This window comes from Shinella pollutisoli, assembly GCF_024609765.1.
Taxonomy (GTDB): domain Bacteria; phylum Pseudomonadota; class Alphaproteobacteria; order Rhizobiales; family Rhizobiaceae; genus Shinella; species Shinella pollutisoli.
Genome location: NZ_JANFDG010000005.1, coordinates 110,275 through 136,954 on the forward strand (window position 1 = coordinate 110,275; position 26,680 = coordinate 136,954).

Sequence of the window (26,680 nt, forward strand, 5' to 3'; positions counted from 1 at the left end):
AATAGATAGCTGTGATGCCCGTTATTCCTCACATTGATGCTCAGGCGGCCATGAAGCGGGAGACGCCGCGCATGACGCCGCGCAGCTCGGCGAGCCCCTTGAGCCGGCCGATCAGCGAATAGCCGGGATTGATGCGCGCCTTGCCGATGTCGTCGGCGAGCAGGTGGCCGTGGTCGGGGCGCATGGGGATGCGCCAGTCGGCGCGGCCCTCCGCCTTGCGGCGCGCCTGCTCCTCCAGCAGCGCCACGACGACCTCGACCATGTCCGTCGAGCCGTCGAGATGGTCGGATTCGTGGAAGGAGCCGTCCGGCTCGCGGGTGACGTTGCGCAGATGCGCGAAGTGGATTTGCGGGCCGAACTCGCGCACCATCGCCGGCAGGTCGTTGTCGGCGCGCACGCCGTAGGAGCCGGTGCAGAATGTGAGGCCGTTCGCCGGGCTCGGTGCCGCGGCGAGGATGGCGCGCGCATCCGCCGCGCAGGAGACGACGCGCGGCAGGCCGAAGAGCGGGAAGGGCGGGTCATCCGGGTGGATTGAGAGCCGCGCGCTCGCTTCCTCCGCCACCGGCACGATCTCGCGCAGGAAGGCGAGGAGATTGGCCCTGAGCGTCGCCGCGTCGATGCCCTCGTATTCGGCAAGCGCCCGGCGAAAGCCTTCCCGGTCGTAGGTGCGCTCGGTCGCCGGCAGGCCGGCGATCAGGTTACGCTCGACGGTGGCGATCCGCTCCTCCGAAAGCGTCGCGAGCCGCGCCTCGGCGGCGCGGATCGCGTCGGGCGAATAATCCCGCTCCGCGTTCCGGCGCTTCAGCACGAAGAGGTCGTAGGCCGCGAAGTCGACGGCGTCGAAGCGCAGCGCGTAGCCGGTGGAGGGCATGCGGTAGAGGAGGTCGGTGCGCGTCCAGTCGCAGACCGGCATGAAATTGTAGCAGATGGTCCTGACACCCGCCTCGGCCAGCGCGCGGATCGTGTCCTTGTAGAAGCCGATATAGCGCTCGCGTCCGGGGCCGGCGATCTTGATGGAATTGTGGACGGGAATGCTCTCGACCACAGACCAGGTGAGCCCGGATGCCTCGATATTGGCCTTGTAGGCGCTAATTTCGTCGAACGGCCAGGCGGAACCGTCGTAGATGTGATGCAGCGCCGAGACGATGCCCGCGGCGCCGGCCTGCCTGATATGGTCGAGCGTCACCGGGTCCTTCGGGCCGTACCAGCGGAAGCATTCTTCCATCATGTCCTCTCCTCCTCGCATGTGCCGTCTTTTGGACCATAGGGGCAGGGGCCGTGCAAGGGCGTCCTTCGCAGATGACTCCATCTCTCCGCCGCTTCCCCCAGCCACTTGGAAAGACTCGGCAATCGTCTGCCGCATTGACAAGCCCGCCGGCCGGCGTTCAACCTCCGTGCGAACGGCAGGTTATCGCCGATGGAGTGTCGACGGTGCTTTCAGCCTCCTTCTTCCGCCGGGGAGAAGGTCGCGGCAGCGGGATGAGGGGGACGCCGCAGGCGAATTTGCGGAGTGCTCCACCCCTCATCCGGCCCTTCGGGCCACCTTCTCCCCGCCGGGGAGAAGGGGAAACCGGAGCGATGCATCCCATGTGCGATCCTGAGGCAGATCGGGAGGACGGCGTGACGATGGACGAATTCGCGGGCAAGGTGGCCCTGGTGACGGGAACGAGCGGCATCGGCCGCGCGTCGGCGATCCGGCTCGCCGAGGGCGGGGCCGCCGTCTTCGCGCTCGGCATCGACGAGGCGGCGAATGCCGAGCTTGTGGAGATCGCCTCGGCCCGCGACCTGACGATCCTCGTGCGCCGGGCGGACGTCGCCGATGCCGATGCGGTGGGGGCCGCGGTGGTCGAGCTTGCCGAACGGCTCGGCGGCCTCGACGTCATCGTCAATTCCGCGGCGATCCACCCCTACGGCACCACGGTGACGACGGACGCGGCGACCTTCGCCCGCTGCATGGCGGTCAATGTCGGCTCGATCCACCTGACGGCGCATTTCGGCGTGCCGCTGATGGCCGCGCGCGGCGGCGGGGCGATCGTCAACATCTCCTCGGTGCAGGGCCATGCCTGCCAGAAGGGGGTGGCCGCCTATGTGGCGAGCAAGGGGGCGATCCACGCGCTGACGCGGGCGATGGCGCTCGACCATGCGGCGGACGGCATCCGCGTCAACTCGGTAAGCCCCGGCTCCGTGCGCACGCCGATCCTGGAACTGGCGGCGCGCACCTTCGACGGGCCGGGCGCCGATATCGAGGCGGCCTTCCGCCGTTTCGGCGCCTCGCATCCGCTCGGCCGCATCGGCGAGCCGGAGGAGGTGGCGGAGATGGTCGCCTACCTGGCGTCTCCCCGCGCCGGCTTCGTCACCGGCGCGGATTTCGTCATCGACGGCGGCCTCACCGCCGGCATCGGCGTCGCCTGAATTCTTACCAGCGATGGTGCACGTGCGGCGCGACGAGGCGGTAGTAGATCTCGCGCGTCGCCTCCATCACGTCTTCCGGGATCGCCGGCAGGCCGGCGGCCGCCGCGTTGGCGCGGGCCTGCTCGGCATTGCGCGCGCCGGGGATGACGACGCTGACGGCCTCGGCCATCAGGATCCAGCGCAGCGCGAAGGCGGCCATCGTCTGGCCCGCCGGCACCAGCGCGCGGATCGCCTCGACCGCCTGCAGGCCCGTCTCGAAGGGCACGCCGGCAAAGGTCTCGCCGACGTCGAAGGCCTCGCCGTGGCGGTTGAAGTTGCGGTGGTCGTCGGCGGCAAAGGCGGTGTCGCGGGTGATCTTGCCGGAGAGCAGGCCGCTTGCCAGCGGCACGCGGGCGATGATGGCGACCTGCCGGCGCTCAGCCTCCTCGAAGAACAGCCGGGCCGGGCGCTGGCGGAAGATGTTGTAGATGATCTGCACGCTGACGACGCCCGGATACTCGATCGCCTTCAGCGCCTCCTCGACCTTCTCGACGCTGACGCCGTAATTGGCGATCTTGCCGGCGGCCTTGATCTCGTCCAGCGCCTGGAAGACCTCCGGCCGGTAGTAGACGTCGGTCGGCGGGCAGTGGAGCTGGACGAGGTCGAGGCGCTCGACGCCGAGGTTCTTCAGGCTGCGGTCGATGAAGCCTTCGAGGTTTGCCTTGCTGTAGCCGTCGGCGACATGCGGGGAGAGGCGGCGGCCGGCCTTGGTCGCCACCATCGGCCGCTGGCCGCCGCGCTCCTTCAAGACGTCGGCGATGATCTTCTCCGAGCGGCCGTCGCCGTAGACGTCGGCGGTGTCGACGAAGGTCATGCCGGCGTCGAGCGCGGCATGGAGGGCGGCGCGGCCGTCCGCCTCGCTGACGTCGCCCCAGGCGCCGCCGATCTGCCAGGCGCCGAAGCCGATGTCGGTGGTGGTGAAGCCCGTGCGGCCGAACTTGCGATGTCTCATGGAACTGTCTCCCGGCAAAGTGATGTGCCGGGAGGTAGCACTCCCGATGCCGGCGGACAAGGAAATCGCTTCCGCGCCGGGATCAGATGGGAGTGATTTCGACCAGATAGAAGGCGGCGTTGTCGCCGGCCGGCAGCACCTCCGCCGTTTCCGGACCGTCCAGCAGCAGGGCGTCGAGCGGCTGGAGGCCGGTAAGCCCTTCGGCCGTGGCGATGCCGAGCGGGTCGAGCGCCAGCAGCAGGCGCTCGCCGGCGGCTTCCGGCAGGGGCCCTTCCGCCACGTGCCGCGAAAGCCGGTGGCGGAAGCTGCCCCGCCGCGTCATCACGTTGAGATCGGTGACCGGCCCGCCGGTCAGCCGCGCCGTGGTCGGCGCGTCGGCCGGGAAGGCGAGCGGCGCGGAGGCCGGCGTCAGCAGCCTTTCGCCGAGCCCTTCGATGGAGAGCGCCATGCCGTCGCCGGAAAGCACCGCCAGCGTGCGGTCGATGCCGGGGAAGACGGAGAAGGGGCCGTCCGCCGCCACCGTCGCCATGCTGACGCGCCAGCCGAAATCCGCAAGACTCGTGTCCGGCGGATGGACGATCACCTCGACCGTCTCGCCGCCGCCGTTCTTCCACGGCATGCGGCGATGGCCGGCATTGCGCAGGAGCCGGGCTTTATCGTGCATGTCGTTCTCCCAAAGCCGCTGCACCCTTTTTGGCGACGTGCATCAGTTGCCGAGGATGCCGGGCAGGCGCAGGCCCTTCTCTCTCGCGCAGTCGAGTGCGATGTCGTAGCCGGCGTCCGCATGGCGCATGACGCCCGTCGCCGGGTCGTTCCAGAGCACCCGGCCGACGCGTTCGGCCGCCTCGTCGGTGCCGTCGCAGCAGATCACCATGCCCGAATGCTGCGAGAAGCCCATGCCGACGCCGCCGCCGTGGTGCAGCGACACCCAGGTCGCGCCCGAGGCGGTGTTGAGCAGCGCGTTCAGCAGCGGCCAGTCGGAGACGGCGTCGGAACCGTCCTTCATCGCCTCCGTCTCGCGGTTCGGCGAGGCGACGGAGCCCGAATCGAGATGGTCGCGGCCGATGACGATCGGCGCCTTCAGCTCGCCGGTCCTGACCATCTCGTTGAAGGCGAGGCCGAGGCGGTGGCGGTCGCCGAGCCCGACCCAGCAGATCCGCGCCGGCAGGCCCTGGAAGGCGATGCGCTCGCGGGCCATGTCGAGCCAGTTGTGCAGGTGGGTGTTGTCGGGCAGCAGCTCCTTCACCTTGGCGTCGGTGCGGTAGATGTCCTCCGGGTCGCCGGAGAGCGCGGCCCAGCGGAACGGGCCGATGCCGCGGCAGAACAGCGGGCGGATATAGGCCGGCACGAAGCCCGGGAAGTCGAAGGCGTTCTCCAGCCCTTCGTCTTTCGCGACCTGGCGGATGTTGTTGCCGTAGTCGAGGGTCGGCACGCCGGCGCGGTGGAAGGCGAGCATGGCCTCGACATGCTCGCGCATCGAGGCGCGGGCGGCCTTCTCGACGGCCTTCGGGTCGCTCTCGCGCTTCGCCTTCCATTCGGCCATAGTCCAGCCCTTCGGCAGGTAGCCGTTGACCGGGTCGTGGGCGGAGGTCTGGTCGGTGACGATGTCGGGGCGGATGCCGCGGCGGACCATCTCGGGCAGGATTTCCGCCGCGTTGCCGAGCAGGCCGACGGATTTCGCCTCGCCGGCCTTCGTCCAGCGGTCGATCATCGCCATCGCCTCGTCCAGCGTCTCGGCCTTCTCGTCGACATAACGGGTGCGCAGCCGGAAATCGATGGAGTCCGGATTGCACTCGACGGCGAGGCAGCATGCGCCGGCCATCACGGCGGCGAGCGGCTGGGCGCCGCCCATGCCGCCGAGGCCGCCGGTCAGCACCCACTTGCCCTTGAGGTCGCCGCCGTAATGCTGGCGGCCGGCCTCGACGAAGGTCTCGTAGGTGCCCTGGACGATGCCCTGGCTGCCGATATAGATCCACGAGCCGGCCGTCATCTGGCCGTACATGGCAAGGCCCTTCTTATCCAGCTCGTTGAAATGGTCCCAGGTCGCCCAGTGCGGCACGAGATTGGAATTGGCGATCAGCACGCGCGGCGCGTCCCTGTGGGTGCGGAAGATGCCGACCGGCTTGCCGGACTGCACCAGCAGCGTCTCGTTCTCCTCCAGGTCGCGCAGCGACGCGACGATGCGGTCGAAATCGGCCCAGGTGCGGGCGGCGCGGCCGATGCCGCCGTAGACGACCAGCTCGTGCGGGTTTTCCGCGACCTCCGGGTCGAGGTTGTTCATCAGCATCCTGAGCGGCGCCTCCGTCAGCCAGCTCCTGGCGGTCAGCTCGGTGCCGCGCGGACTGCGGACGTCGCGGATGTTGTGGCGGGGATTGGCGGTCATGGCTGGTCTCCGGCGAGGGTGGAGGCGATGGCCTCGATGCGGGTGAGGATGGCTTCCAGGGGAACGCGCAGGCGCTCGGCCTTGGCGTCGTCATAGGCGAAGGGCGGCGCCTCGCTTGCAAGATGGCTTATCTGCGAAAGCTCCATCTGGATCGTGTGCACGCCGGCCTCGGGCCTTCCGTAGTGGCGCGTCGTCCAGCCGCCCTTGAATCGGCCGTTGAGCACATGGACGTAACCCTCTGCCTTGGCGCAGATATCCACCGTCGCCGCCTCGATTTCCGGCGCGCAGGTGCGGCCAGTGTCGGTGCCGATGTTGAAGTCCGGCAGCCGGCCCTCGAACAGGAAGGGGACCCGCGAGCGGATCGAATGGCAGTCGTAGACGATCGCCACGCCGTGGAGCGCCTTGACGCGCTCGATCTCCGCGGCGAGGGCCGCGTGATAGGGCGCATGATAGCGGGCGAGCCGGTCGGCAATATCCGCCTCCGTCGGCCCTTCGCCGTCCTTCCAGATCGGCTTGCCGTCGAAATCCGTCACCGGCACGAGGCCGGTCGTGTTCTGGCCGGGATAGAGGCTGGTGCCGGCCGGGTCGCGGTTGGCGTCGATGACGTAGCGGTGGAACGTCGCGCGCACCGTCGTCGCCTCCGGCAGGAGGCCGTCATAGAGGCGCTCGATATGCCAGTCGGTGTCGGCGAGCAGGCGGCCGTTGCCGTCCAGCCGCTCCCATATCCCGGCCGGGACGTCCGTGCCGGTATGCGGGAAGGCGAGGATGACGGGCGAGGTGCCCCGATGGAGTTCGCAGACGGCGCTCATCGGACGGCCTCCTCGGAGGCTGCGCTATCCCCCTCTGCCCTGCCGACCATCTCCCCCTCGAGGGGGGAGATCGGATGGGGCGTCGTTCCGCCCATCGTAGGCGAAGAGTTTGAGCAACGCCCCTTCGTCTTGCCGATCTCTCCCCTCGAGGGGGAGATGCCCGGCAGGGCAGAGGGGGGTAATCCTTGCATCGTCGTCATCCTCATTCCTCCAGTCTCGGCAAAATGCCGTCCGAGATGACGGCCGTCAGCGTGCCGGAAGAGACGAGGCGGCTGGCGGCGTCGAGGTCGCCGGCCATGTAGCGGTCCTCCTCCAGCGCTGGCACGACGGCGCGCAGCGCCGCGACGGCCTTTTGCAGTTCCGGGCTGGTGACGAGCGGCGCGCGCAGCTCCACCCCTTGGGCCGCCGTCAGCGCCTCGATGCCGATAATGGCGGCGAGGTTGGCGGTCATCCTCAGCAGCCGGCGGGCGCCGTGGCAGGCCATGGAGACGTGGTCCTCCTGGTTGGCGGAGGTCGGCGTCGAATCGACCGAGGCCGGATGCGCCATCTGCTTGTTCTCGCTCATCAGCGCCGCCGAGGTGACCTCGGCGATCATCAGGCCGGAATTGAGCCCGGGCTTCTTCGCGAGGAAGGCCGGCAGGCCGTAGGAGAGCGCCGGGTCGACCAGCAGCGCGATGCGCCGCTGGGCGATGGCGCCGATCTCGCAGGTGGCGATGGCGATCTGGTCGGCGGCGAAGGCGACCGGCTCGGCATGGAAGTTGCCGCCGGAGACGACCGTGTCGTCGGAGAGCACCAGCGGATTGTCGGTGACGGCATTGGCCTCGGTCACCAGCGTGCGGGCGGCGGCGCGCAGCAGGTCGAGGCAGGCGCCGTCCACCTGCGGCTGGCAGCGGATGCAATAGGGGTCCTGCACGCGCTCGTCGCCGGTGATGTGGCTCTCGCGGATGACGGAGCCGGCAAGCAGCGCGCGCAGCGCCGCCGCGGCGTCGATCTGGCCCTTGTGGCCGCGCAGCGTGTGGATGTCCGGGTGGAAGGGCGCCGACGAGCCCATGGCGGCGTCGGTGGAGAGCGCGCCGGTGACGAGTGCCGCCTGCGCGGCGCGATGTGCCCGGAACAGGCCGGCGAGCGCCAGAGCCGTCGAGACCTGCGTGCCGTTGATGAGCGCCAGCCCCTCCTTGGCGGCGAGCACGACGGGCGAAAGCCCGGCCTTCTCCAGCGCCGCGCGGGCGGACATGCGCTCGCCGGCGTAAAAGGCCTCGCCTTCGCCGATCATCGCCGCCGTCATGTGGGCGAGCGGCGCGAGGTCGCCGGAGGCGCCGACGGAACCCTGCTCGGGCACGACCGGGACGACGCCCTTCTCCAGCATGTCCTCGATGAGACGCACGACGGCGAGCCTGACGCCGGAGGCGCCGCGGCCGAGCGAGATCAGCTTCAGCACCATGACGAGGCGGACGATCTCCGCGCCGAGCGGCTTTCCGACGCCGCAGCAGTGGGAGAGGATGAGGTTGCGCTGCAGCGTCGCCACGTCGGCGGGCGCGATCCTGATCGAGGCGAGCTTGCCGAAGCCGGTGTTGATCCCGTAGACCGGCTGGTCGCCGCCGGCGATCTCGGCGATGCGGGCGGCGGCGCGCGCGATGCCGGCGTGGAAGGACGGGTCGAGGCGGGCGGCCGCGCCGGTGCGGTAGAGGGTTTCGAGCGTCGCGAGCGGCACGGCGCCCGGATGAAGCGTGATCGTCATGGCATTCTCCCCGTTCAGGCCTGTTTGCCGCCGCGGATGCGGGCGTGCATGGGGTTGAAGCCCATGCGGTAGATCAGTTCGGCCGGCCGGCCGATGTCCCAGAGGACGAAATCGGCGCGCTTGCCGGCTTCCAGCGTCCCGATCTCGCCGGCGAGGCCGAGCGCGCGGGCGGCCTCGCGCGTCGTGCCGGCGAGGCATTCCTCCACCGTCATGCCGAAGAGCGTGGCGGCCATGTTCATCGTCAGCAGCAGCGAGGTGAGCGGCGAGGTGCCCGGATTGCAGTCGGTCGCCACCGCCATCCGCACGCCGTGCCGGCGGAAGAGGTCGATCGGCGGCTTCCTCGTCTCGCGGATGAAATAGAAGGCGCCCGGCAGGATGACGGCCACCGTGCCGGCCGCGGCCATCGCCTGTGCACCTGCCTCGTCGGTATATTCGAGGTGATCCGCGGAAAGCGCGCCGTAGGAGGCGGCAAGCGCCGCGCCGTGCAGGTTGGACAGCTGGTCTGCGTGGAGTTTTACCGGCAGGCCGTAGCGCTTCGCGGCGTCGAAGACTTTTCTCATCTGCGCCGGCGAGAAGGTGATGCCCTCGCAGAAGCCGTCGACGGCGTCGGCGAGATTTTCCGCCGCGACGGCCGGCAGCATCTCGTCCGCCACCCTGTCGATATAGGCGTCCTTGTCGCCGTCCATCTCCGGCGGCAGCGCGTGCGCGCCGAGGAAGGTGGTGCGCACGGTGACATCGCGCTCGCGCGCGAGGCGGCGGGCGGCGCGCAGCGATTTCAGCTCGTTTGCGGTATCGAGGCCGTAGCCGGACTTCACCTCCATCGTCGTCACGCCCTCGGCCATCAGCGCGTCGAGCCGGGGCAGGGTTTCCCGCACCAGATCGTCCTCGCCCGCCGCGCGCAGCGCCTTGACGGAGGAGACGATGCCGCCGCCGGCACGCGCGATCTCCTCGTAGGAGGCGCCGGCAAGCCGCAGCTCGAACTCGTGGGCGCGGTCGCCGGCATGGACGAGATGGGTGTGGCAGTCGATCAGGCCGGGCGTGACCCAGCGGCCCCCGCAATCGACGCTTTCGGCGCCGGCGAATATGGCCGGCAGGTCGGCCTCCGGGCCGGCATGGGCGATGCGGCCGTTCTCCACGGCGATCGCGCCGTTCTCGACGATGCCGAGGCCGGGAAGGCCTTCGGCGAGCGTGGCGAGCCGGGCGTTTCGCCAGACGCGGACTGCGGTGCCTTCCGTCATGATTGCCTCTTCCCTCTGATGGAGATAATGTATATACATAATAGTCGAAGACGCAAGCCCCATTTGCGAGAGGCCGGAAAAGGGAGACGAGGCCGTGACCGTCATTCATGCGAGGAACGCGCTTCTGCCGGACGGCTGGGCGAGGAACGTCCGGCTCGCCGTCGAGGCGGGCCGCATCGCCGCCCTGGAGACCGACGCGCCGGCAGCACCGGGCGACGAGCGGCACGACTATCTCCTGCCCGGCATGGCGAACCTGCACAGCCACGCCTTCCAGCGCGGCATGGCGGGCCTCGCCGAGACGCGCGGACCGGGGGCGGATTCCTTCTGGAGCTGGCGCACGGTCATGTACCGCTTCGCGCTCACGATGACGCCGGAGGACGTGGAGGCGGTCGCCGCTGAGCTCTATGTCGAGATGCTGGAGGCGGGCTTCACCCGGGTCGGCGAGTTCCATTACCTGCATCACGACCGCGACGGCCGGCCCTATGCGGATATCGGCGAGATGGCCGCGCGCATCGCAGCCGCCGCCGCCGAGACGGGGATCGCGCTGACGCTGCTTCCCGTCCTCTACGCCCATGCCGGCTTCGGCGGCACGCCGCCGGGCGAGGGGCAGCGGCGCTTCGTCAACGATCCCCATTCCTTCGCGGCCCTCGTCGAGCGCTGCCGGGCGCTGACGGCGGCGCTGCCGGCCGGTGTCACGGGTGTGGCGCCGCACAGCCTGCGCGCGGTGACGCCGGAAGAACTGTCCGCCGCCGTCGCGCTGGCGGGCGAGGGGCCGCTGCATATCCACATCGCCGAGCAGGTGAAGGAGGTGGAGGACTGCCGCGCCTGGTCCGGCCGGCGCCCGGTCGAATGGCTCCTGGAGAATCAGCCGGTCGATGGCCGCTGGTGCCTGATACACGCCACCCACATGACCGAGGCCGAGATGCGCGGCATGGCGGCGGCAGGCGCGGTCGCCGGCCTCTGCCCGGTGACCGAAGCGAACCTCGGCGACGGCATCTTCCCGGCTTCCGCCTTCCGCGCCGCGGGCGGGCGATTCGGCGTCGGCTCCGATTCCAACGTGCTGGTCGGCCTTGCCGACGAGCTGCGCCAGCTCGAATATTCGCAGCGCCTCGCCGAGCGCGCCCGCAATGTGCTGGCGGCACCCGGCGGCTCGACCGGCCGGGCGCTGTTCGACGGCGCGCTTGCCGGCGGTGCCGCGGCCCTCGGTGCGAAGGCCGGCCTTGCGGCGGGCCATGCCGCCGATTTCGTCAGCCTCGTGCCCCGCCACGGCCGGGAGCCGTCCGGCGACGGGCTGCTCGACGCCTGGATCTTCGCGAACGGTGCGGACGTGGATTGCGTCTGGGTCGCGGGCCTGAGGCAGGTGCAGGGCGGCCGGCATGTCGCCCGCGAAACGATCGCCCGGCGCTTCGGCGAGACCCTCCGCCGTCTCGCCGACGCCGCGTGAGCCGCTATTGAAAGCGGCTCGCGGCTTGCCTAAGAACGTCCGGCCGGGCGAATGGGCGTCCGGCGGGCATGGAGGCCGACCATGAGCATCGCGGACGAGGCCGCCCGGCCCGAACCCTCGCTCCACCGGCGCATCCTGGAGGCCGTGGAGGGCAAGATCCTCTCCGGCGAGTGGCCGCCCGGCCACCGCATCCCCTTCGAGCACGAGCTGACCCGGCAGTACCAGTGCTCCCGCATGACGGTGAACAAGGCGCTGAGCGAGCTCGTCAAGCGCGGGCTGATCGAGCGGCGGCGGAAATCCGGCAGCTACGTCACCCGGCCGCAGGCGCAGTCGGCGGTCATGGAGATCCACGACATCCGCCTGGAGGTCGAGCAGCTCGGCCTGCCCTACCGCTACGAGCGGCGCGCGCGCACCGAGCGGGCGGCGCGGCCGGCGGAACGGCGGCTGATGGACCTGTCGGAAAAGGCGCGGGTGGTGGAGGTGCTGGCGCTGCATCACGCCGGTGCGCAGCCCTTCTGCCTGGAGGAGCGCCTCGTCAACCTCGCCGCCGTGCCGGAGGCCGCTGAGGAGGGCTTCGAGGCCGTCGCGCCCGGCGCCTGGCTGCTCGGCCGCGTGCCGTGGAGTTCCGCTGAGCACCGCATCCGCGCGGCCGGGGCCGACGCGCGCGTCGCCGATCTGCTGGCGATCTCGCCCGGCACGGCCTGCCTCGTGGTGGAGCGGCGCACCTGGAGCGGCGGCGCCTATGTCACCCATGCCAGGCTCACCTATCCGGGCGAGCGGCACGAGCTCGTCGCCGAATTCGCCCCGTCCCATCCGCGCCAGGCGTAAGGCGCCTCAGGCGCCGCCGGCGAACTGCGCCGCCCGCACGGTCTCGTAGTAGGGGCCGAGGCCCGGAAGCGCCTCGGCGAGCCGGTCGAAGGCCGGGTCCTCGGCGGTGAGCGCGCCGGCGTACCTGTCGGCGACGAAGCGGGCATGCTCCGCCTTCGCCGCCTCCGGCGCGGTGCGCAGCGCGGTGAAGACCGGCGCGGCGCTCGTGCGGCCCTTGACGGTGATGCGGTCGAGCTCGAGCACGGCGAAATCCGCGGCCGCGAGCGTCGCCGTGCGCTCGCCGATCAGCAGCGGCACGCCGTAGGCCTTCGAGGCGCCCTCGAGGCGCGAGGCGAGGTTGACCGCGTCGCCCAGCACCGAGTAGTCGAAGCGCTGCGAGGAGCCCATGTTGCCGACGACGCAGTCGCCGGTGTTGATGCCGATGCCGATCCTCAGCGCGTGATGGGCGGTGCCGGCGGCGGCCGCCTCGCGCTCCAGTTCCGCATTGAGCGCGGTCATCGCGTCCAGCATGTCGAGCGCGGCGGCGACGGCGTGGGCGGCATGCCGGCCGTCGTCGAGCGGCGCGTTCCAGAAGGCCATCAGGCAGTCGCCGATATATTTGTCGATGGTGCCGCCGTGGCTAAGCACGATGTCGGAGAGCGGCGTCAGCAGGCGGTTGATCAGCGTCGTCAGCTGCTCGGGATCGTCCTTCATTGTCTCGGCGATGGTGGTGAAGCCGCGCACGTCGCAGAAGAGGATGGAGAGCGTGCGCCGCTCGCCGCCGAGCTTCAGCTGCGAGGGATCGCGGGCGAGCCGCTCGACGAGCGCGGGCGAGAGGTATTGCGAGAAGGCGCGCACGATCTCGCGCCGCTGCCGCCGCTCCTCGGCATAGTCGAGCGCCGTCTGGCCGGCGGCGACGACGAGGAAGGCGAGCGCAGGCCCGAGCGGCGGCACGTAGAGATGGGCCTGCCGGAGCAGGGCGAAGCTCAGGAGGGCGAGCAGCGCCGGCACGAGGAGGCAGAACACGGCCGTCTGCCAGCGCGTCGCCCGGCGCACGGCGGCGGCGGAGAGCAGCGCGGCAAGTGCGGTCGCGGCGGCGGCAAGCGGCGTGCCGGCCCGGGCGATCGCCGCGCCCGTCGTCAGGTTGTCGAAGCTCGCCGCCTGGATTTCCGCGCCGGCTACCAGCCGGCCGGTATGCACCGTGTCGGAGGTGGCGAAGGCGTCCGTGCCGCCGGAGCGGATGGTGGGCGCGTTCTGCAGGCTGAGGCCGACGATGACGACGCGGTCGCGGAAGATGTCCTTCGGCAGCATCCCCTCCGGGTCGAGCGCCTGGTAGTAGGAGACGGTCGGATAGCTGCGGGCGGGGCCGAAGGATTGCAGCAGCAGGTCGCCGGGCGCTGCGACCGTGTGGCCGGCGATGCGGGCGAGCGTCAGCGCGAAGCCGTCCTCGTAGCGCGGGATCTCGCGGAAGACGCCGTCGCCGCCAAGCGAAATCGAGGCGATGCCGGTCGCAGCCCCCGTCGCCGTGAAGGCGGGGAGCGGGGTCGCGCGCAGCACCTGCTCGGCCTGCGGGGTGACGATCACGCTCTCGTCGCCGGCGAGCACCACGTCCGGGCCGAGGGCCGCGGCAAGGGCGGCGTCGGAGGCCGGATCGGAGGGCTCGGAGAAGATGATGTCGAGGCCGATCGCGGACGCCCCCGCCCGGCGCAGGCTTTCGACAAGGCGGGCATGGATCTCGCGCGGCCAGGGCCATTGCGCGTTGATGTCGGCGAGCGACGGCTCGTCGATGGCGACGATGACCGGGCCGCCCGCCGGCGGGCGCGGGTCGTCGAGCGTCGAGAGATAGTCGAAGGCACGCAGGTCGGCGAGCATCCAGGCCGGAAGCTGCCCGAGCAGGGTGACGAGGCCGGCGACGACGGCCGTCAGCAGCGCCAGCCGCCGGCTGCGGCGCGACCAACGGCGGGCAAGGCGAAGGCTCGGAAACGGGATCGGCATGGCCGCCATGCACGCGTCATCGCCTCGAAAAAGTCAAGCGCCCGTCGTCCGCAAGGCGACTGCCCGTGACATTATTGGGTGCCTCTTACCTCCTTCTCCCCGATGGGAAGGTCGCGGCAGCGGGATGAGGGGCACACCGCAGATGTAAACACGGCGGCGCCCCCTCATCCGGCCCTTCGAGCCACCTTCTCCCCGATGGGGGAGAAGGGGAACGGTGGCGTCGCACTCCCTGTGCGATATGCGACGGCCCCGTTTGCTTTCCGGGCGGGCTCGGCTATCAGCTTGGGCCGGAGAAACGTGGGGAGCAGGCCATGGGCGAACGTCGTACCCTGATCGAACCGGCGACGGCGGAGGGCGGCCGCGTGGCGCAGGAGCATTTCGACCACATCCGCCGCGTCAACGACATCTTCTACGACCAGGTGAAGCTCTCCGACCAGAAGGCCGCCTATATCTTCACCTTCATGCTCGCCCTGCTCGTCACCTCGACGGAAAGCCGGGCGGTGTTCACCGCGGCGCGCTATGCAGAAGGCAGCCTGCCGGTGGCATTCTTCTCCGGCCTGCTCGCCTTCGCGCTGGTCTTCTCCGTCGTCTCGGCGATCCTCGTCGTCCTGCCGCGCCGGGTGGACAACGCCACCTCGCTGTTCTGGGGCGCCTGGCCGCACCGGCGCGAGGCCTTCCGCAAGGCGGCCGCCGAGCGCGACGTCGACTATCTCTTCGAGCAGTACATGCAGAACGCCGACGCCATGGCGACCATCGCGCAAGAGAAGTACCGCTTCGTCGGCTTCGCCTTCCGCGGGCTGCTTCTCACGGTCGTCGCCTATGTCGGGCTGCTTGCCGTGCGCTGAGAGCAATCAGTGCCAGGGGCCGCCGGCGACGAGCCGCTCGGCGATGGCGTCGGCCGCCGCGTCCGTGCCGGAGGCGGAATAGAAGTTGCCGCGCACCTGGTATTTTGCCGCCATCAGCCGGAAGAAGGCGTCGACGAGGGCGGGATCGGGCGGCGTCGGCCTCTCCCAGAAGGCGTCGAGCGGGCCGGGATAGCTCAGTCCCGGCGCGTCGAACACGGCCGAGCCCAGCGTCTTCACCGGCTTGCCGCGGCGGAAGACGGAGATCGAGGCCGTCGAATTCACCGTCACCATGCCGAGCGAATGGGCGGCGAGCCGGTCGAGGTTGCCGCCGTCGATCACCTGCACCCGCCCGGCGATGCCGAGGCCGGCGGCAGTCCTTCCGACGAAGCCCGCCCAGTCGATCAGCCCGTTGTCGAGCGGATGGATCTTGACGAGGAGCTGCCGGTCCGCCGGCGCGTGGCGGGCGAAGGAGGAGAGCACCAGCGAGATCGCCTCCTGCTGGTTCGCGAAGGGCGAGTGGGCGCGGAGCTGGTAGTCGGTCTGCAATTGCAGCGGATAGACGAAGTAGGGCCTGGCGCTGTCGATCAGCTGCCGGACGGCCTCCTCGGCGCGCGCGCGCGACCGGCGCTGGCCCGCGAGCTTGCGCAGCCAGCCGGCATATTCGGCGAGCGGATGGAACAGCGCGTGGCGGCGGTAGTGCGGATAGAGGAACCAGAGGAAGACGTTCGGCAGGTTGTAGAGCAGGTCGTAGCCCGCCTCCGCGCGAAAAGTCTGGCGATGGCGGCCGGTCCAGTCCGGTTCGGGCAGGCCCTCGGCCTCTGCGAGGATGCGGGCGGGATCGCGCGGGAAATGCGAGTTGGACGACATGCCGTCGCGCTCGAAGGTCACCCAGTCGGGGCGAAGATACCCCATCTCGATCACGTAGACCGGGATGCCGCGCGTCCTCGCCTCGGCGACGGCGGCCTTGTGGTAGGGGCGCTCCTCGCCGAGCAGGATGAGGTCGGTGACGCCGTGCCTGTCGAGGAAGGCGCCGACGAAGGCCGGCCAGGCCTCGCGCCGGCCGCGATAGTCGTGCCCGCCGCGGCGGCGCCAGAAGATCCGATCGCCCATGTTGAGGTTGATGCGTAGCGCCCGGTGGCCGGCCCGCTCCAGCCGGTCGGCGCATTTGGCGAAGAGCGGCGAGGAGGGACCCTGGAGGAACAGGAAAACCCGCCGGCTGGCGGTCTCGCTCATGATTCGCTCCGGCGGAGGTCGGCCTTGGAGAAGACCGTGGCGAGCAGGTTCCAGGGCGCCTCCTCCTTCTCGACCGGCGGGGCGGCGTGCTCCTTGCGCGCGGCGGCGAGCGGGACGATGACGTAGTCCGTGCGCGGGTCGGGGAAGGGGTCGGCAAAGGATTTCAGGAGCGGCGCATGGTCGCCGTAGAAGACGAGCCAGACCGGCCGGTCGAGCTTTTCGAGATAGGCGACGAGATGGCCGAGCGCGGCGTCCGCCTTGCGCAGCATCTCGCAATAGATCTCGACCGGATCGGTGAGCGTTCCGCAGCGCCCCGCTTCCCAGGGCCCGTGATTGGCCATCGAGGCGACGAAGACGAAGGCGGGCTTCTCCTCGTCCATGTCGTCGATGGTGCCGATGACCTTGTCGGTGAGCGTGCGGTCGGAGACATAGGGGCCGTCCGTGCGCGGATCGTGGGTGAAGGCGTCGAGCATCGTCATGTGGTCGAAGCCCAGCGCCGGCAGCGCCCGGTCGCGGTAGAAGAACGACTTGTCGTAGGGATGGATGAAATGGGTGAGCCAGCCCGAGCGCTTGAGCTGCATCGGCCAGACGACGTCGGCATAGTGGGCGGCGCGCAGGTAGGGATAGCTGGCGTCGACATGGGCGTCCTCGGGTTGCAGGCCGCTCAGCACCGCGAATTCCGTGCGCAGCGTGTAGCCGCCCTCGAAGACGCTGGTCATGCGTCCCGCCTGGGCGGCGAGCGCCTTCGCCCGGTCGAGCTGCGGGAGGCTGAGGCCGGTCACGCCGAAATGCCGCAGATCGAGGAAGGATTCCGACTGCCAGACGATGACGAGCGGCGCGCCTTCCGGATGGCCGAGCCCCGTCGCCTCGCCGAGCTCGTGGAAGGCCTGCTGGATCGTCGCCCTGAGCTCGGCGAGAATCACCTCGCGCTTCTTGCCGAGCCAGATGATGAAATAGAAGACGACGGAGGTGAAGGTTCCGAAGCGGATCGTGTTCACCCGGACGTCGAGCGTGCGCAGCAGCATCTCGCTGAGCCGCACCAGCCGGGTGTTGACCGGCTTGAGGAAGATCAGCACCCAGGGACCGAAGGCGACGACGAGGCCGAGCAGGATCCAGGCGGGCCGGTTGCTCGCCGGCAGCACGTGCGGCTCGAAATAGAAATAGAGGCCCGAGGCGCCGAAGACGTAGGAACAGGCCACCACCCAGAAGACGATGTTGAGCTTGGTGGCGTAGAAGATCGTCTTGTATTTGAACACGTCGACGACCAGCGCGATGTCGGAGAACACCAGCGGCTCGCGGATGAAGGTGAACTTCGCGCGCGAAATCCCCGTGAAGATGATGAAGAAGCTCATCGTGCCCTGCGCGGCGTAGATCGGCCGCCAGGAGATGGCGAAGAAGCCGGCATAGACGAGGGCGATCACCGGCAGCCGCGCCAGATGGTCGACCACCACCCTGCGGCGCCGGCGCTGCATGCGGTGCTTGCGGGCGACCGACCGCGGCAGGGCGAAACCGTCCGTCAGGTAGACGACGATGCAGGCCCAGACATAGCCGAAGACCGTTAGCAACCAGCCGTTGTCGGCGACGAGGTACAGGGATCGGAGGATGGGCGTGCTTCCTTCTCAACGACCGGGACGCGGAATTCGGCCGGTACGACCGTCTACTGATCGGCGACGAACCGTGACTCTATCGGTGTCCGCGGGCCCGCACCCGCAAGCAGAGGTCCGCCTTTTATCGGAAAGTGCGCGGGAAAATCAATCGATCTTCGCCTGCCGGCTCCTCCCGAAAGGCGGGCTTTGATCGCGTCAGCGTTGTCGCGACACGTTTGGAAACGCACGGTAAGGCCTTTTTACTTGCCACGGCTGATTTCCATCCTGTATTCCCAACAGTTGGATATGAAATAAAGCCTGCCGCTAGGACGTCTCATTACCAGACCGCGGTCCCCGGAAGGGGAAGCCCGTGGTCGGGGACGGCGGAGGCGACATAAGTGTTTGGTGCCTATGACGGTTGAAATTATTGGATATGCTGCCATTGCTCCCGGTGCCGCCTCGGCGTCGGAGCTTTTCGACGTTCTGTGCAGGGGGGAGTGCACCGTCACGGAGGTCCCAGCGGAACGCTGGGACAGGGCGCGCTTCTGGCACCCCAATCCCGGCGTCGCCGGCAAGACCTACACCTTTGCCGCCGGCATCGTCGACGATATCGATTCCTTCGATCCGCGCATCTTCGGCCTGTCGCGGCGCGAGGCGATGGCGATGGACCCGCAGCAGCGCCTGCTGCTCTCGGTGACGTGGCGCGCGCTGGAAGACGCGAACCTGCCGCTGTCGGACCTGCGCGGCGAGACGGTCGGCGTCTATATCGGCGCCTCCAGCCTCGACAGCGCCAACCTGTCGGCCGAGGACCCGGCCGGCGGCGGCCCGTACTTCATGACGGGCAACACGCTGTCGATCGTCGCCAACCGCATCTCGCACATCTTCGCGCTCTCCGGGCCCAGCCTCACCATCGACACGGCCTGCTCGTCCTCGCTGGTCGCGCTCGACCAGGCGGTGCGCGCGCTCAACCGCGGCGAGATCGACACGGCGATCGTCGGCGGCGTCAACCTGCTCAGCCATCCGCTGCCCTTCGTCGGCTTCGCCCAGGCGCGCATGCTCTCGCCGGAAGGCCGCTGCCGCGCCTATGACGACGACGCGTCCGGCTACGTGCGCGCCGAGGGCGCCGTCACCGTCGTCCTTCGCCGCAGCGACCGCGCCACGGCGAACGGCGACCGCAGCCATGCGCGCATCGTCGCCTCCGGCGTCAACTCCGCCGGCCGCACCAACGGCATCTCGCTGCCCTCCCAGGAGGCGCAGGCGCGCCTTCTCTCCGAGATCTATTCGGACCCCGCGCTCGACCCGAATCACATCGCCTTCATCGAGGGCCACGGGACGGGCACCAAGGTCGGCGACCCGGCGGAGGTCTGGGCGATCGGCCAGGTGGTCGGCAGCCGCCGCCACGCCCCCGTGCCGCTCGGCTCGATCAAGACGAACATCGGCCACACCGAGCCCGCCTCCGGCCTCTTCGGCCTCGTCAAGGCCGTGATGGCGCTGGAGAACGACTACCTGCCGGCGTCGCTCTTCTTCGACAGGCCGAACGAGACGATCGACTTCTCCGCCCTCAACGTGCGGGTGACGTCGACCGCGCTGGAACTCTTGCGCGGCCACCGTCCGCGCCTTGCCGGCATCAACTCCTTCGGCTTCGGCGGCACGAACGTCCACGTCGTGATCTCCGATCCCTCGCCGCGCCAGGCTGCCCCCGCCGCTGCTTCTTCCGGCGGCTATTTCATGGTGAGCGCGCATACGGAGACGGCGCTGGAGCGGCTGCTCGACGACTACCGCCGGACGATCGGCGGCACCGATGCGGCGAAGGGCGACGCGATCGTCGCGGCAGCGGCCGCCGGCCGCACGCCGATGCGCCACCGCTTCGTCTGCGAGGGCCGCAGCGCCCGCGACGTGGCGGCGGTGATCGACCAGCATTTCGCCCAGCGCAACCAGTCGCGCGGCCTCGTCGGCGAGGCGCCGGCGGCCGATCCCAAGGTAGCCTTCGTCTTCGCCGGCAACGGCGCGCAATGGGCCGGCATGGGCGTCGAGGCCTTCCGCAGCAACGACAGCTTCCGCCGTCACCTGACCGCCATCAGCGCGCTGTTCGAGGCCCATCTCGACGAGCGCCTGTCGACGCTCCTGACCGATCCGGCGCTGGAGGAACGGCTTTCCGATACGCGCGTCGCCCAGCCGCTGCTGTTCTCGATCCAGGTCGCGCTCGCCCAATGCCTGATCGGCGCCGGCATCAAGCCGGCCGCCGTGCTCGGCCATTCGATCGGCGAGGTCGCCGCCGCCCATATCGCCGGCGCGCTGTCGCTGGTCGATGCGGTGGCGGTCGTGGCCGTCCGCTCGCGCTGCCAGCATGTCACGCAGGGCAGGGGCACGATGGCCGCGGCGCTCTGCAGCGAGGAGACGGCACTGGAGTTCCTGCGCCGCAACGGTTTCGACGACCTGACGGTCGGCGCCGTCAACGCCTCGAACTCGATCACCATCTCCGGCCCCGGCGACAAGATCGCCGCCATGCGCACGCTCGCCCGGCGCCAGAAGATCGCCGTCCAGCCGCTCGACATCGACTATCCGTTCCACCACCCGCTGATCGACGAGGCGAAGGAGGAATTCCTGAAGACGCTGCCGGCGCTCTCGCCGCGCGAGGCCGAATACGACTTCATCTCCACCGTCACCGGCGACGTCATCGACGGCGTCAAGCTCGACGCCGCCTACTGGTGGCGCAACGTGCGCGAGCCGGTGCACTTCATGCAGGGCATGGCCCGCGCCATGGCGGCGGGCTGCAACCTGCTCGTTGAGATATCGCCGCGGGCGATCCTCACCAACTACCTCAAGGACGCGGTGAAGGTCGCCGGCGCCTCGGCGCAGATCATCTCCACGCTCGGCAAGGAAGACGAGAAGGAAGGCCAGGACCCGGTCAGCCGCTGCATCATGCGGGCGATCGCCCACGGCGCCGCCCTGCCGCGCGCGGTGCGCGAGGCGGGCGTCGACCTGCCGGTCGTTCCCTACGAGCTCGAATCGATGGCGAGCGCGCCGACGAGCGATACCTACGACCTCTTCGGCCGCAACGCGGCCTCCTACTCGCTCGCCGGCTGGCGGGCGGACCCGAACGGCTCGTCCTGGAAGAACCACATCGACGCGCGGCTCTTCCCCGACCTCGCCGAGCATGTGGTCGACGGCCGCTCGATCATGCCGGGCGCCGGCTTCGTCGAGGTCGCCCTGCAGGTCGCCCGCGAGGCGCTCGGCAGCGACGACGTGCAGCTCACCAATGTCGAGCTCCTGCGTCCCCTCGAACTCGACATGCGCATGGTGGAGCTCTCGAGCGTCATCTCGCGCGAGACCGGCACCATCGAGATCCGCTCGCGCGAGCGGCTTTCCACCGACGACTGGACCGTGCACGCGGTCTGCCGCTGCCAGAAGGTGATGCCGGGCACGCGGCCGGGCGCGCTTGCGGCGATCCCGCGCGCCGCCGCGCAGGAAGTCTCCAAGGAGCAGATCTACCGCATCGCCTCCTCCTTCGGCCTCGACTACGGCCCGGCCTTCCGGCTGGCCGAGCGCGCGGTGACGGACGGCGGCGCCCGCATCGACGTGGATCTCGCCAGGCCCGTCAACCCGGCCCATCCGATGCTCTCCTGGGGATTGAACCCCATGGTGCTCGACGCGGCCTTCCACGGCCTCGTCGGCCTGTTCGACAAGCTTTCCGGCGATGCCGAGGGTGCGCCCTACATCCCAGTCCATTTCGGCTCGGTGTCGGTGCTTTCCGCCGGCAAGCCGGCGACGCGCGCGCGCATCGAGGTGGAGCGCGTCAGCCCCTATTCGATCAAGGCGCGCTTCCTAATGGAAGCCAAGGACGGCGAGCCGGTGCTCCTCCTGGAGGACTGCCGCTTCCGCCGCACCTGGCTGCGCCAGCACCAGTCGCTCGCCTCGCTCGCCTATCACTACGAGGCGCTGCCCGTTCCGGGCCTCGTCGCGGCGCCAGGCGACGGCGCGACGCCGGCCTTCCTGCTCGACGCCCCGGCCGAACGGCCGCTCGAGGACGCCTCGCTGCTGATGAGCGCGGCCGTCTACCGCGCCTGTTACGACATCGCGATGCGCGTCACCGATGCCGCCGGCCGCGTCGCCGTCGGCAGCCTGCCGGGCGACCGCGATTTCCGCGCCTTCCTTGCCAACGCCTTCCACGTTCTGGAGGACGCGGGCCTTGCCAGCCAGGAGGCCGGCGCCTGGATTCTCTCCCGCGACGTCGACCTGCCGGAGGCGGGCGAGGTCCTGTCGGAATTCCTCGCCGAGCGGCCCGACCGCGGCGCGGAGGCCGTCATGCTCGCCGACATCCGCGACGGCGCGCTCGCCCATATCGGGCGGCTGAAGGCGGGCGGCGCCGGCGAGGCGCCGGAACTGCCCGGCAAGACCACGAGCCAGGCTTTCCTGCTGCATTCGCCGCAGGCGCGCGAGCGCGGCGAGATCGTGCTCGCCGCCGCCGAGAAGGCGATCGCGGCGAAGGGCGGGGCGGTGTCGATCGCGCAGATCGGCGCGTCCTCGGCCGGCTTCAGCCTGCGGCTCGCCGACATGGTCGCCGGCGTCGGCGGCCGGCTCGACATCGTCGAGCCCGCGGACGACCTGCGCCGGGCGATGGAGGTGCTGTTCGAGGGCAGCGCCCGCGTCGGCGTGGAGAAATCCCCGGCGGCCCTCGTCCATGCGGACCTGATCGTCAGTTCCTGCGACCGGCTGAACGCGATGCTGACGACCGACGAGGCGCTGGCTTCGGCCTTCGCCGAGGCGGTCGGCAAGGGCGTGCACGTGATTGCCGCCGAGACCGCGCCGTCCTCGCTCTACGACTTCTTCTTCGGCCTCAGCGCCAACTGGTTCGCAGGCGGGCTGAGCGACGAGTTCCGCTACGGCCGGCTCGCCACGGAGGCCGACTGGAAGGAACGCCTCGCGCCGCTTGCAGGCCAGGCCTTCCGCATCCAGCCGGTGGACGGCGCCTATGGCGGCCTGCTTCTGATCGAGGCCGCCGCACCTTCCGCCGCCGCCGACAGGGCGGAGGCGGCCGCGCCGGCCTATGTCCTCCTCGGCGAGGCGAAGGGCCTGCCCGAACCGGCAGCACAGCTTGCGCTGCACCAGCCGGAAGCCGATCTCGACGCCGCGCTCGATGCGCTCGCCGCGGACGGCACGACGACGGGCGCCTATGTCTATGCGCTCACCGGCGGCGACGCCGACGCGAGCGGCACGCTCGCCCGCGAGGCCAATGCGCTCGCCCGCTTCGCCGGCGCGCTGCAGGCGCGCGGCAACGGCAAGGTGAAGCCTGTGCTGCTGCTCATGCTTCCCGGCGGCGCCCCCGCCGTCACCGGTGCCGCGGTCGCCGATCCGCTGGCGACGGGCCTGTGGACCTTCGCCCGCGTGCTCGCCAACGAGTTCAGCGGCGTCGACGTCCATCTGGTCGACGCGCAGCCGGCCGACTGGCCGGTCGCGCTCTCCGTCCTCAGCGCCAGGAGCGCCGAGCGCGAATGGCGCATCCTGCCCGGCGCCGTCGCGGCGGAAGCCTTGCGCGCCGTCGGCGGTCCGATCGACCGCACCTCGGCCACCACGCACGATTTCGCCGCCGCCACGGTGCGCCAGCGCACCCAGTCGCGCGTCGACAGCCTCTACTGGGAAGCGGTCGACGTGCCCGAGCCCGGCCCCGGCGACGTCGTCGTCGAGGTCGCAGCCGCGGGCCTCAACTTCCGCGACGTGATGTGGGCGATGGGCCTGCTGCCGGAAGAGGCGCTGGAGGACGGCTTCGCCGGCGCCACCATCGGCATGGAATTCTCCGGCCGCGTGACCGCGCTCGGCGCCGGCGTCGACGGTCTTGCGGTCGGCGACACGGTGATGGGCATCGGCCCCGCCGCCTTCTCGACGCACACCGTCGTCCAGCGCGCCGGCCTCGCCAGGGTACCAAAGGAACTGGACGCCGTCGCCGCAGCGACCGTGCCCGTGACCTTCCTCACGGCCTGGTACGCCATCGTCGAGCTCGGCCGCGCCCGCAAGGGCGAGACGATCCTCGTCCACGGTGCGGCCGGCGGCGTCGGGCTCGCGGCGATCCAGATCGCCCGTTCGCTCGGCCTGAAGGTCTTCGCCACGGCCGGCAGCTCCGAGAAGCGGCGCTACCTCCGCGCCCTCGGCGTCGACCACGTCTTCGATTCCCGTTCGCTCTCCTTCGTGGCGGACGTGAAGGAGGCGACCGGCGGCGCGGGCGTCGACCTGGTGCTCAACTCGCTGTTCTCCGATGCGATGGAGCGCAGCATCGAGCTGGTAAAACCGTTCGGCCGCTTCCTCGAACTCGGCAAGCGCGACTACTACGCCGACCGCAAGATCGGGCTGCGTCCGTTCCGCCGCAACGTCAGCTATTTCGGCATCGACGCCGACCAGCTGCCGCTGCACGCACCGGAGCTCACCCGCTCGATCTTCGAGGCGCTGGGCGAGCTCTTCGCCAGGGGCGAGCTTCGCGCGCTGCCCTACCGCGCCTTCGACCATGACGAGATCGCCGATGCCTTCCGCCTGATGCAGAATGCCGGCCATATCGGCAAGATCGTGCTGCTGCCGCCGAAGGCCGGCCGCGACGCGGTCGAGCGCGGCGCGGGCGCGCCGCTTTCCTTCTCGCCCAAGGGCGTCCACGTCGTCGTCGGCGGCATCGGCGGCTTCGGCCTTGCCGCCGCCGACTGGCTGGTCGCGCGCGGGGCGAAGCACCTGGCGCTCGTCACCCGCCGCGGCACCGCGGACGAGGAGACGCTCGCCGCCGTCGAGCGCTGGAAGGCCCTCGGCGCGGTCGCGAGCCTGCATGCCTGCGACGTCACCGACGCAAAGTCGCTCGACGCGCTGCTTGCCGGCCTGCGCAAGGAGGCGCCGATCGCCGGCGTCGTCCATGCGGCGATGGTGCTCGACGACGCGCTGCTGCCGAACCTGACGGAAGAGCGCTTCCGCAAGGTCATCGACGTCAAGGCCCGCGGTGCGGACCTGATCGACAGGGCGACGCGCCGCGACAGGCTCGACTACTTCCTGCTGTTCTCCTCGGCGACGACGCTGGTCGGCAACCCCGGCCAGGGCAACTACGTCGCGGCGAACGGCTATCTCGAAGGCCTTGCCCGCCGGCGCCGGGCCGAGGGGCTGCCGGCGCTCGCCGTCGCCTTCGGTGCGATCTCCGACAAGGGCTACCTCTCGCGCAACGACGACGTCAACGAGCTGCTCGCACGCCGCATCGGCAACACGGCGATGAAGGCGGCGACCGCACTCGCCATGGTCGAGGCGCACATGCGCGCCGATCCGGGCACGGTGGAGGCGGGCGTCTTCGTCTGCTCGCCGATCGACTGGGCGTCCGCCCGCAACCTCGCGGTCGTCGGCACGCCGCTCTTCGAGGTGCTCTTGCGCCAGGCCGGCGCGGCCGGCGGGGCGAGCGGCGGCGAGACCGTCGACCTCGTGGCGCTCGTCGCCGACAAGAACGAGGGCGAGGCGCTTTCCGCGCTCTACCAGCTCGTCGCCTCCGAGATGGCGGCGATCCTGCGCGTTCCGGTCGACACGCTTTCGCGCGACAAGATTCTCAAGGACGTCGGCCTCGACAGCCTCATGGCCGTCGAGCTCGGCCTCGGCTTCAAGGAGAAGACCGGCTTCGACATCCCGCTGACCAGCGTCGGCGAGACGACGACGATCGAGCATGTCGTGCGCAAGCTCTACGAGAAGGTTGCCAGATCCGGCGGCGAGGAGCAGGATGACGGCGATCTCGGCGAGGTCGAGGCGCTCGCCGAGCAGCACATGGGTTCCGCTTCGAGGACGTCCGGCGCACGATGACAGACATGGAAGAGACGTCAGCAGCCCGCATGGCGCGCGGCCGCAAGGAAGCGTTGCTGCAAAAAATGCGCGGCATCGCGCCTGCCGAAGGCCGTGCCGGCATTGCCGTCGGCCCGGCCGAGCGGCCCGTGCCCCGCTTCGAGGACCTGCCCGAATACAAGCAGGTCCGCATGCAGGAGCTGGCGAGCCAGCTCGTCGGCATCGCCAATCCGTTCTACCGCACCCACGACGTCGGCGCGGGCGCGGTGACGGAGATCGACGGGCGCAACCTCATCAACTTCGCCTCCTACGACTATCTCGGCACGAACCGCCATCCGGCGGTGCACGCCCGCGTCGCCGAGGCGCTGGCGCGCTACGGCGTCTCCGCCTCGGCGAGCCGGCTCGTCGCCGGCGAGCGGCCGGTGCACGGCATTCTCGAAGAGCGTCTCGCCGAATTCTACGGTGTGGAGGCCGCGGTCGTCTTCGTCAGCGGCTACCTCACCAACGTGACGGTGATCGGCACGCTGCTCGGCCCGGAAGACCTCGTCATCCACGACGAGCTGATGCACAACAGCGCGCTCGCCGGCATAAAGCTCTCGGGCGCGGCGCGGCGCTTCTTCCGCCACAACGACATGGACCACCTGGAGGAGCTGCTCGCCGGCTTCACCGGGAAGTTCCGCCGTATCCTCGTCATCGCCGAGGGCGTCTATTCGATGGACGGCGACGTCGCCGACCTGCCGCGCCTCGTGGAGCTGCGCCGCCGCTACGGCTTCTGGCTGATGGTGGACGAGGCCCATGCGCTCGGCGTGCTGGGCAAGACCGGCCGCGGCACCCACGAATATTTCGGCATCGACCCGAACGAGGTCGACATCTGGATGGGCACGCTCTCCAAGACCACGTCGAGCTGCGGCGGCTATGTCGCCGGAAGTGCGGCGCTGGCGACGGTGCTGAAGGGCTCCTCCGGCGGCTTCATCTATTCGGTCGGCCTGGCGCCGGCGCTCGCCGCGGGTGCCACCGCGAGCCTTGACCTGCTTGCCGCCGAGCCCGAGCGCGTCGCCCGCCTCGGCGCGAACGGCCGGCTGTTCCGCGATCTCGCCAAGGCCGAGGGCCTCGATACCGGGCTGAGCGAAGGCCATTCGGTCGTGCCGGTCCTCGTCGGCGATTCGCTCCGGGCCGTGCGCCTCTCCAACGACCTGCTGGAGGCCGGCGTCAACGTGCTGCCGATCATCCATCCGGCCGTGCCGGAAGGGCAGGCGCGGCTGCGCTTCTTCATCACCAGCGAGCACACGGAAGAGCAGATCCGTACGGCCGTGCGCCACACCGCCGACATCCTGCACGCGCTGGAAAAGCAGAATTTCGGCCTCGCCTCGGTCGATCGCGAACAGATCGCCAAGCTTCTTTCGAGCATGTGAGC

The 26,680-nt window shown here is 70.1% G+C and carries 16 protein-coding genes; 6 read left to right on the forward strand and 10 right to left on the reverse strand.

Annotated elements, in window-relative coordinates; all coding sequences use genetic code 11:
- Window positions 1–40 precede the first annotated feature (40 nt).
- Window positions 41–1,225 carry a mannonate dehydratase gene (gene uxuA, locus NNZ72_RS05885; protein ID WP_257314223.1) on the reverse strand — a complete coding sequence of 395 codons (1,185 nt, stop codon included), beginning with the start codon at window positions 1,223–1,225 and terminating at the stop codon, window positions 41–43.
- A 401-nt stretch (window positions 1,226–1,626) separates the two neighbouring features.
- On the opposite strand from uxuA, the gene NNZ72_RS05890 reads away from it, so the two are divergent.
- Window positions 1,627–2,412, forward strand: coding sequence for an SDR family NAD(P)-dependent oxidoreductase (locus NNZ72_RS05890; protein WP_257314225.1), 786 nt, complete (start codon window positions 1,627–1,629; stop codon window positions 2,410–2,412).
- Between the two features lie 4 nt (window positions 2,413–2,416).
- On the opposite strand, the gene NNZ72_RS05895 is transcribed toward NNZ72_RS05890, so the two are convergent.
- From NNZ72_RS05895 to hutI, 6 genes are all read right to left on the reverse strand, one after another.
- Entirely contained in the window at window positions 2,417–3,403 is a 987-nt protein-coding gene (locus tag NNZ72_RS05895; protein ID WP_257313992.1) for an aldo/keto reductase, read from the reverse strand.
- Window positions 3,404–3,485: 82 nt separating this feature from the next.
- The gene (locus NNZ72_RS05900; protein ID WP_257313994.1) at window positions 3,486–4,067 is read right to left on the reverse strand and encodes a HutD/Ves family protein; all 582 of its coding nucleotides are present in this window, start codon (window positions 4,065–4,067) and stop codon (window positions 3,486–3,488) included.
- 42 nt (window positions 4,068–4,109) lie between these two features.
- Entirely contained in the window at window positions 4,110–5,786 is a 1,677-nt protein-coding gene (gene hutU, locus NNZ72_RS05905) for a urocanate hydratase (protein ID WP_257313996.1), read from the reverse strand.
- A complete protein-coding gene (gene hutG, locus NNZ72_RS05910; protein ID WP_257313999.1) occupies window positions 5,783–6,595 on the reverse strand; it encodes an N-formylglutamate deformylase in 813 nt (270 codons plus the stop codon). The genes hutU and hutG overlap by 4 nt, the downstream gene beginning before the upstream one ends.
- Before the next feature lie 202 nt (window positions 6,596–6,797).
- The gene (hutH, locus tag NNZ72_RS05915; protein WP_257314001.1) at window positions 6,798–8,333 is read right to left on the reverse strand and encodes a histidine ammonia-lyase; all 1,536 of its coding nucleotides are present in this window, start codon (window positions 8,331–8,333) and stop codon (window positions 6,798–6,800) included.
- A gap of 14 nt (window positions 8,334–8,347) precedes the next feature.
- A complete protein-coding gene (gene hutI / locus NNZ72_RS05920; RefSeq protein WP_257314003.1) occupies window positions 8,348–9,571 on the reverse strand; it encodes an imidazolonepropionase in 1,224 nt (407 codons plus the stop codon).
- A gap of 94 nt (window positions 9,572–9,665) precedes the next feature.
- Between hutI and NNZ72_RS05925 the strand changes: the two genes are divergently transcribed.
- Both NNZ72_RS05925 and hutC read left to right on the forward strand, forming a co-directional pair.
- Window positions 9,666–11,015, forward strand: coding sequence for a formimidoylglutamate deiminase (locus tag NNZ72_RS05925; protein ID WP_257314005.1), 1,350 nt, complete (start codon window positions 9,666–9,668; stop codon window positions 11,013–11,015).
- Between the two features lie 81 nt (window positions 11,016–11,096).
- Window positions 11,097–11,843 (forward strand): histidine utilization transcriptional repressor HutC, encoded by a 747-nt coding sequence (gene hutC, locus NNZ72_RS05930; RefSeq protein WP_257314007.1) that lies wholly within the window; start codon window positions 11,097–11,099, stop codon window positions 11,841–11,843.
- 6 nt (window positions 11,844–11,849) lie between these two features.
- On the opposite strand, the gene NNZ72_RS05935 is transcribed toward hutC, so the two are convergent.
- Window positions 11,850–13,826: a CHASE2 domain-containing protein gene (locus tag NNZ72_RS05935; protein ID WP_371747724.1), complete on the reverse strand. Its 1,977-nt coding sequence runs from the start codon at window positions 13,824–13,826 to the stop codon at window positions 11,850–11,852.
- Between the two features lie 302 nt (window positions 13,827–14,128).
- Here NNZ72_RS05935 and NNZ72_RS05940 point away from each other — a divergent pair, with 302 nt between their 5' ends.
- Entirely contained in the window at window positions 14,129–14,662 is a 534-nt protein-coding gene (locus tag NNZ72_RS05940) for a Pycsar system effector family protein (RefSeq protein WP_257314009.1), read from the forward strand.
- 6 nt (window positions 14,663–14,668) lie between these two features.
- Here NNZ72_RS05940 and NNZ72_RS05945 read toward each other — a convergent pair whose 3' ends face one another.
- Window positions 14,669–15,895, reverse strand: a complete 1,227-nt coding sequence (locus tag NNZ72_RS05945) for a capsule polysaccharide biogenesis protein (protein WP_257314012.1) — start codon at window positions 15,893–15,895, stop codon at window positions 14,669–14,671.
- A complete protein-coding gene (locus tag NNZ72_RS05950; RefSeq protein WP_257314013.1) occupies window positions 15,892–17,460 on the reverse strand; it encodes an LTA synthase family protein in 1,569 nt (522 codons plus the stop codon). Before NNZ72_RS05950 ends, NNZ72_RS05945 begins: the two co-directional genes overlap by 4 nt.
- Before the next feature lie 432 nt (window positions 17,461–17,892).
- Here NNZ72_RS05950 and NNZ72_RS05955 point away from each other — a divergent pair, with 432 nt between their 5' ends.
- Both NNZ72_RS05955 and NNZ72_RS05960 read left to right on the forward strand, forming a co-directional pair.
- Window positions 17,893–25,287 carry a type I polyketide synthase gene (locus tag NNZ72_RS05955; protein ID WP_257314229.1) on the forward strand — a complete coding sequence of 2,465 codons (7,395 nt, stop codon included), beginning with the start codon at window positions 17,893–17,895 and terminating at the stop codon, window positions 25,285–25,287.
- Complete coding sequence (locus tag NNZ72_RS05960) at window positions 25,284–26,678, forward strand: aminotransferase class I/II-fold pyridoxal phosphate-dependent enzyme (RefSeq protein ID WP_257314016.1); 1,395 nt, start codon at window positions 25,284–25,286, stop codon at window positions 26,676–26,678. The genes NNZ72_RS05955 and NNZ72_RS05960 overlap by 4 nt, the downstream gene beginning before the upstream one ends.
- Window positions 26,679–26,680: the final 2 nt, after the last annotated feature.

What these genes read in the sequence shown, in the direction of transcription:
- hutC (WP_257314007.1), top strand. Translation starts at nt 11,097, where the DNA reads ATGAGCATCGCGGACGAGGCCGCCCGGCCCGAACCCTCGCTCCACCGG.
- uxuA (WP_257314223.1), bottom strand. Translation starts at nt 1,225, where the DNA reads ATGGAAGAATGCTTCCGCTGGTACGGCCCGAAGGACCCGGTGACGCTC.
- hutG (WP_257313999.1), bottom strand. Translation starts at nt 6,595, where the DNA reads ATGAGCGCCGTCTGCGAACTCCATCGGGGCACCTCGCCCGTCATCCTC.
- hutU (WP_257313996.1), bottom strand. Translation starts at nt 5,786, where the DNA reads ATGACCGCCAATCCCCGCCACAACATCCGCGACGTCCGCAGTCCGCGC.
- NNZ72_RS05960 (WP_257314016.1), top strand. Translation starts at nt 25,284, where the DNA reads ATGACAGACATGGAAGAGACGTCAGCAGCCCGCATGGCGCGCGGCCGC.
- NNZ72_RS05955 (WP_257314229.1), top strand. Translation starts at nt 17,893, where the DNA reads ATGACGGTTGAAATTATTGGATATGCTGCCATTGCTCCCGGTGCCGCC.
- NNZ72_RS05895 (WP_257313992.1), bottom strand. Translation starts at nt 3,403, where the DNA reads ATGAGACATCGCAAGTTCGGCCGCACGGGCTTCACCACCACCGACATC.
- hutI (WP_257314003.1), bottom strand. Translation starts at nt 9,571, where the DNA reads ATGACGGAAGGCACCGCAGTCCGCGTCTGGCGAAACGCCCGGCTCGCC.
- hutH (WP_257314001.1), bottom strand. Translation starts at nt 8,333, where the DNA reads ATGACGATCACGCTTCATCCGGGCGCCGTGCCGCTCGCGACGCTCGAA.
- NNZ72_RS05900 (WP_257313994.1), bottom strand. Translation starts at nt 4,067, where the DNA reads ATGCACGATAAAGCCCGGCTCCTGCGCAATGCCGGCCATCGCCGCATG.
- NNZ72_RS05890 (WP_257314225.1), top strand. Translation starts at nt 1,627, where the DNA reads ATGGACGAATTCGCGGGCAAGGTGGCCCTGGTGACGGGAACGAGCGGC.
- NNZ72_RS05935 (WP_371747724.1), bottom strand. Translation starts at nt 13,826, where the DNA reads ATGGCGGCCATGCCGATCCCGTTTCCGAGCCTTCGCCTTGCCCGCCGT.
- NNZ72_RS05945 (WP_257314012.1), bottom strand. Translation starts at nt 15,895, where the DNA reads ATGAGCGAGACCGCCAGCCGGCGGGTTTTCCTGTTCCTCCAGGGTCCC.
- NNZ72_RS05940 (WP_257314009.1), top strand. Translation starts at nt 14,129, where the DNA reads ATGGGCGAACGTCGTACCCTGATCGAACCGGCGACGGCGGAGGGCGGC.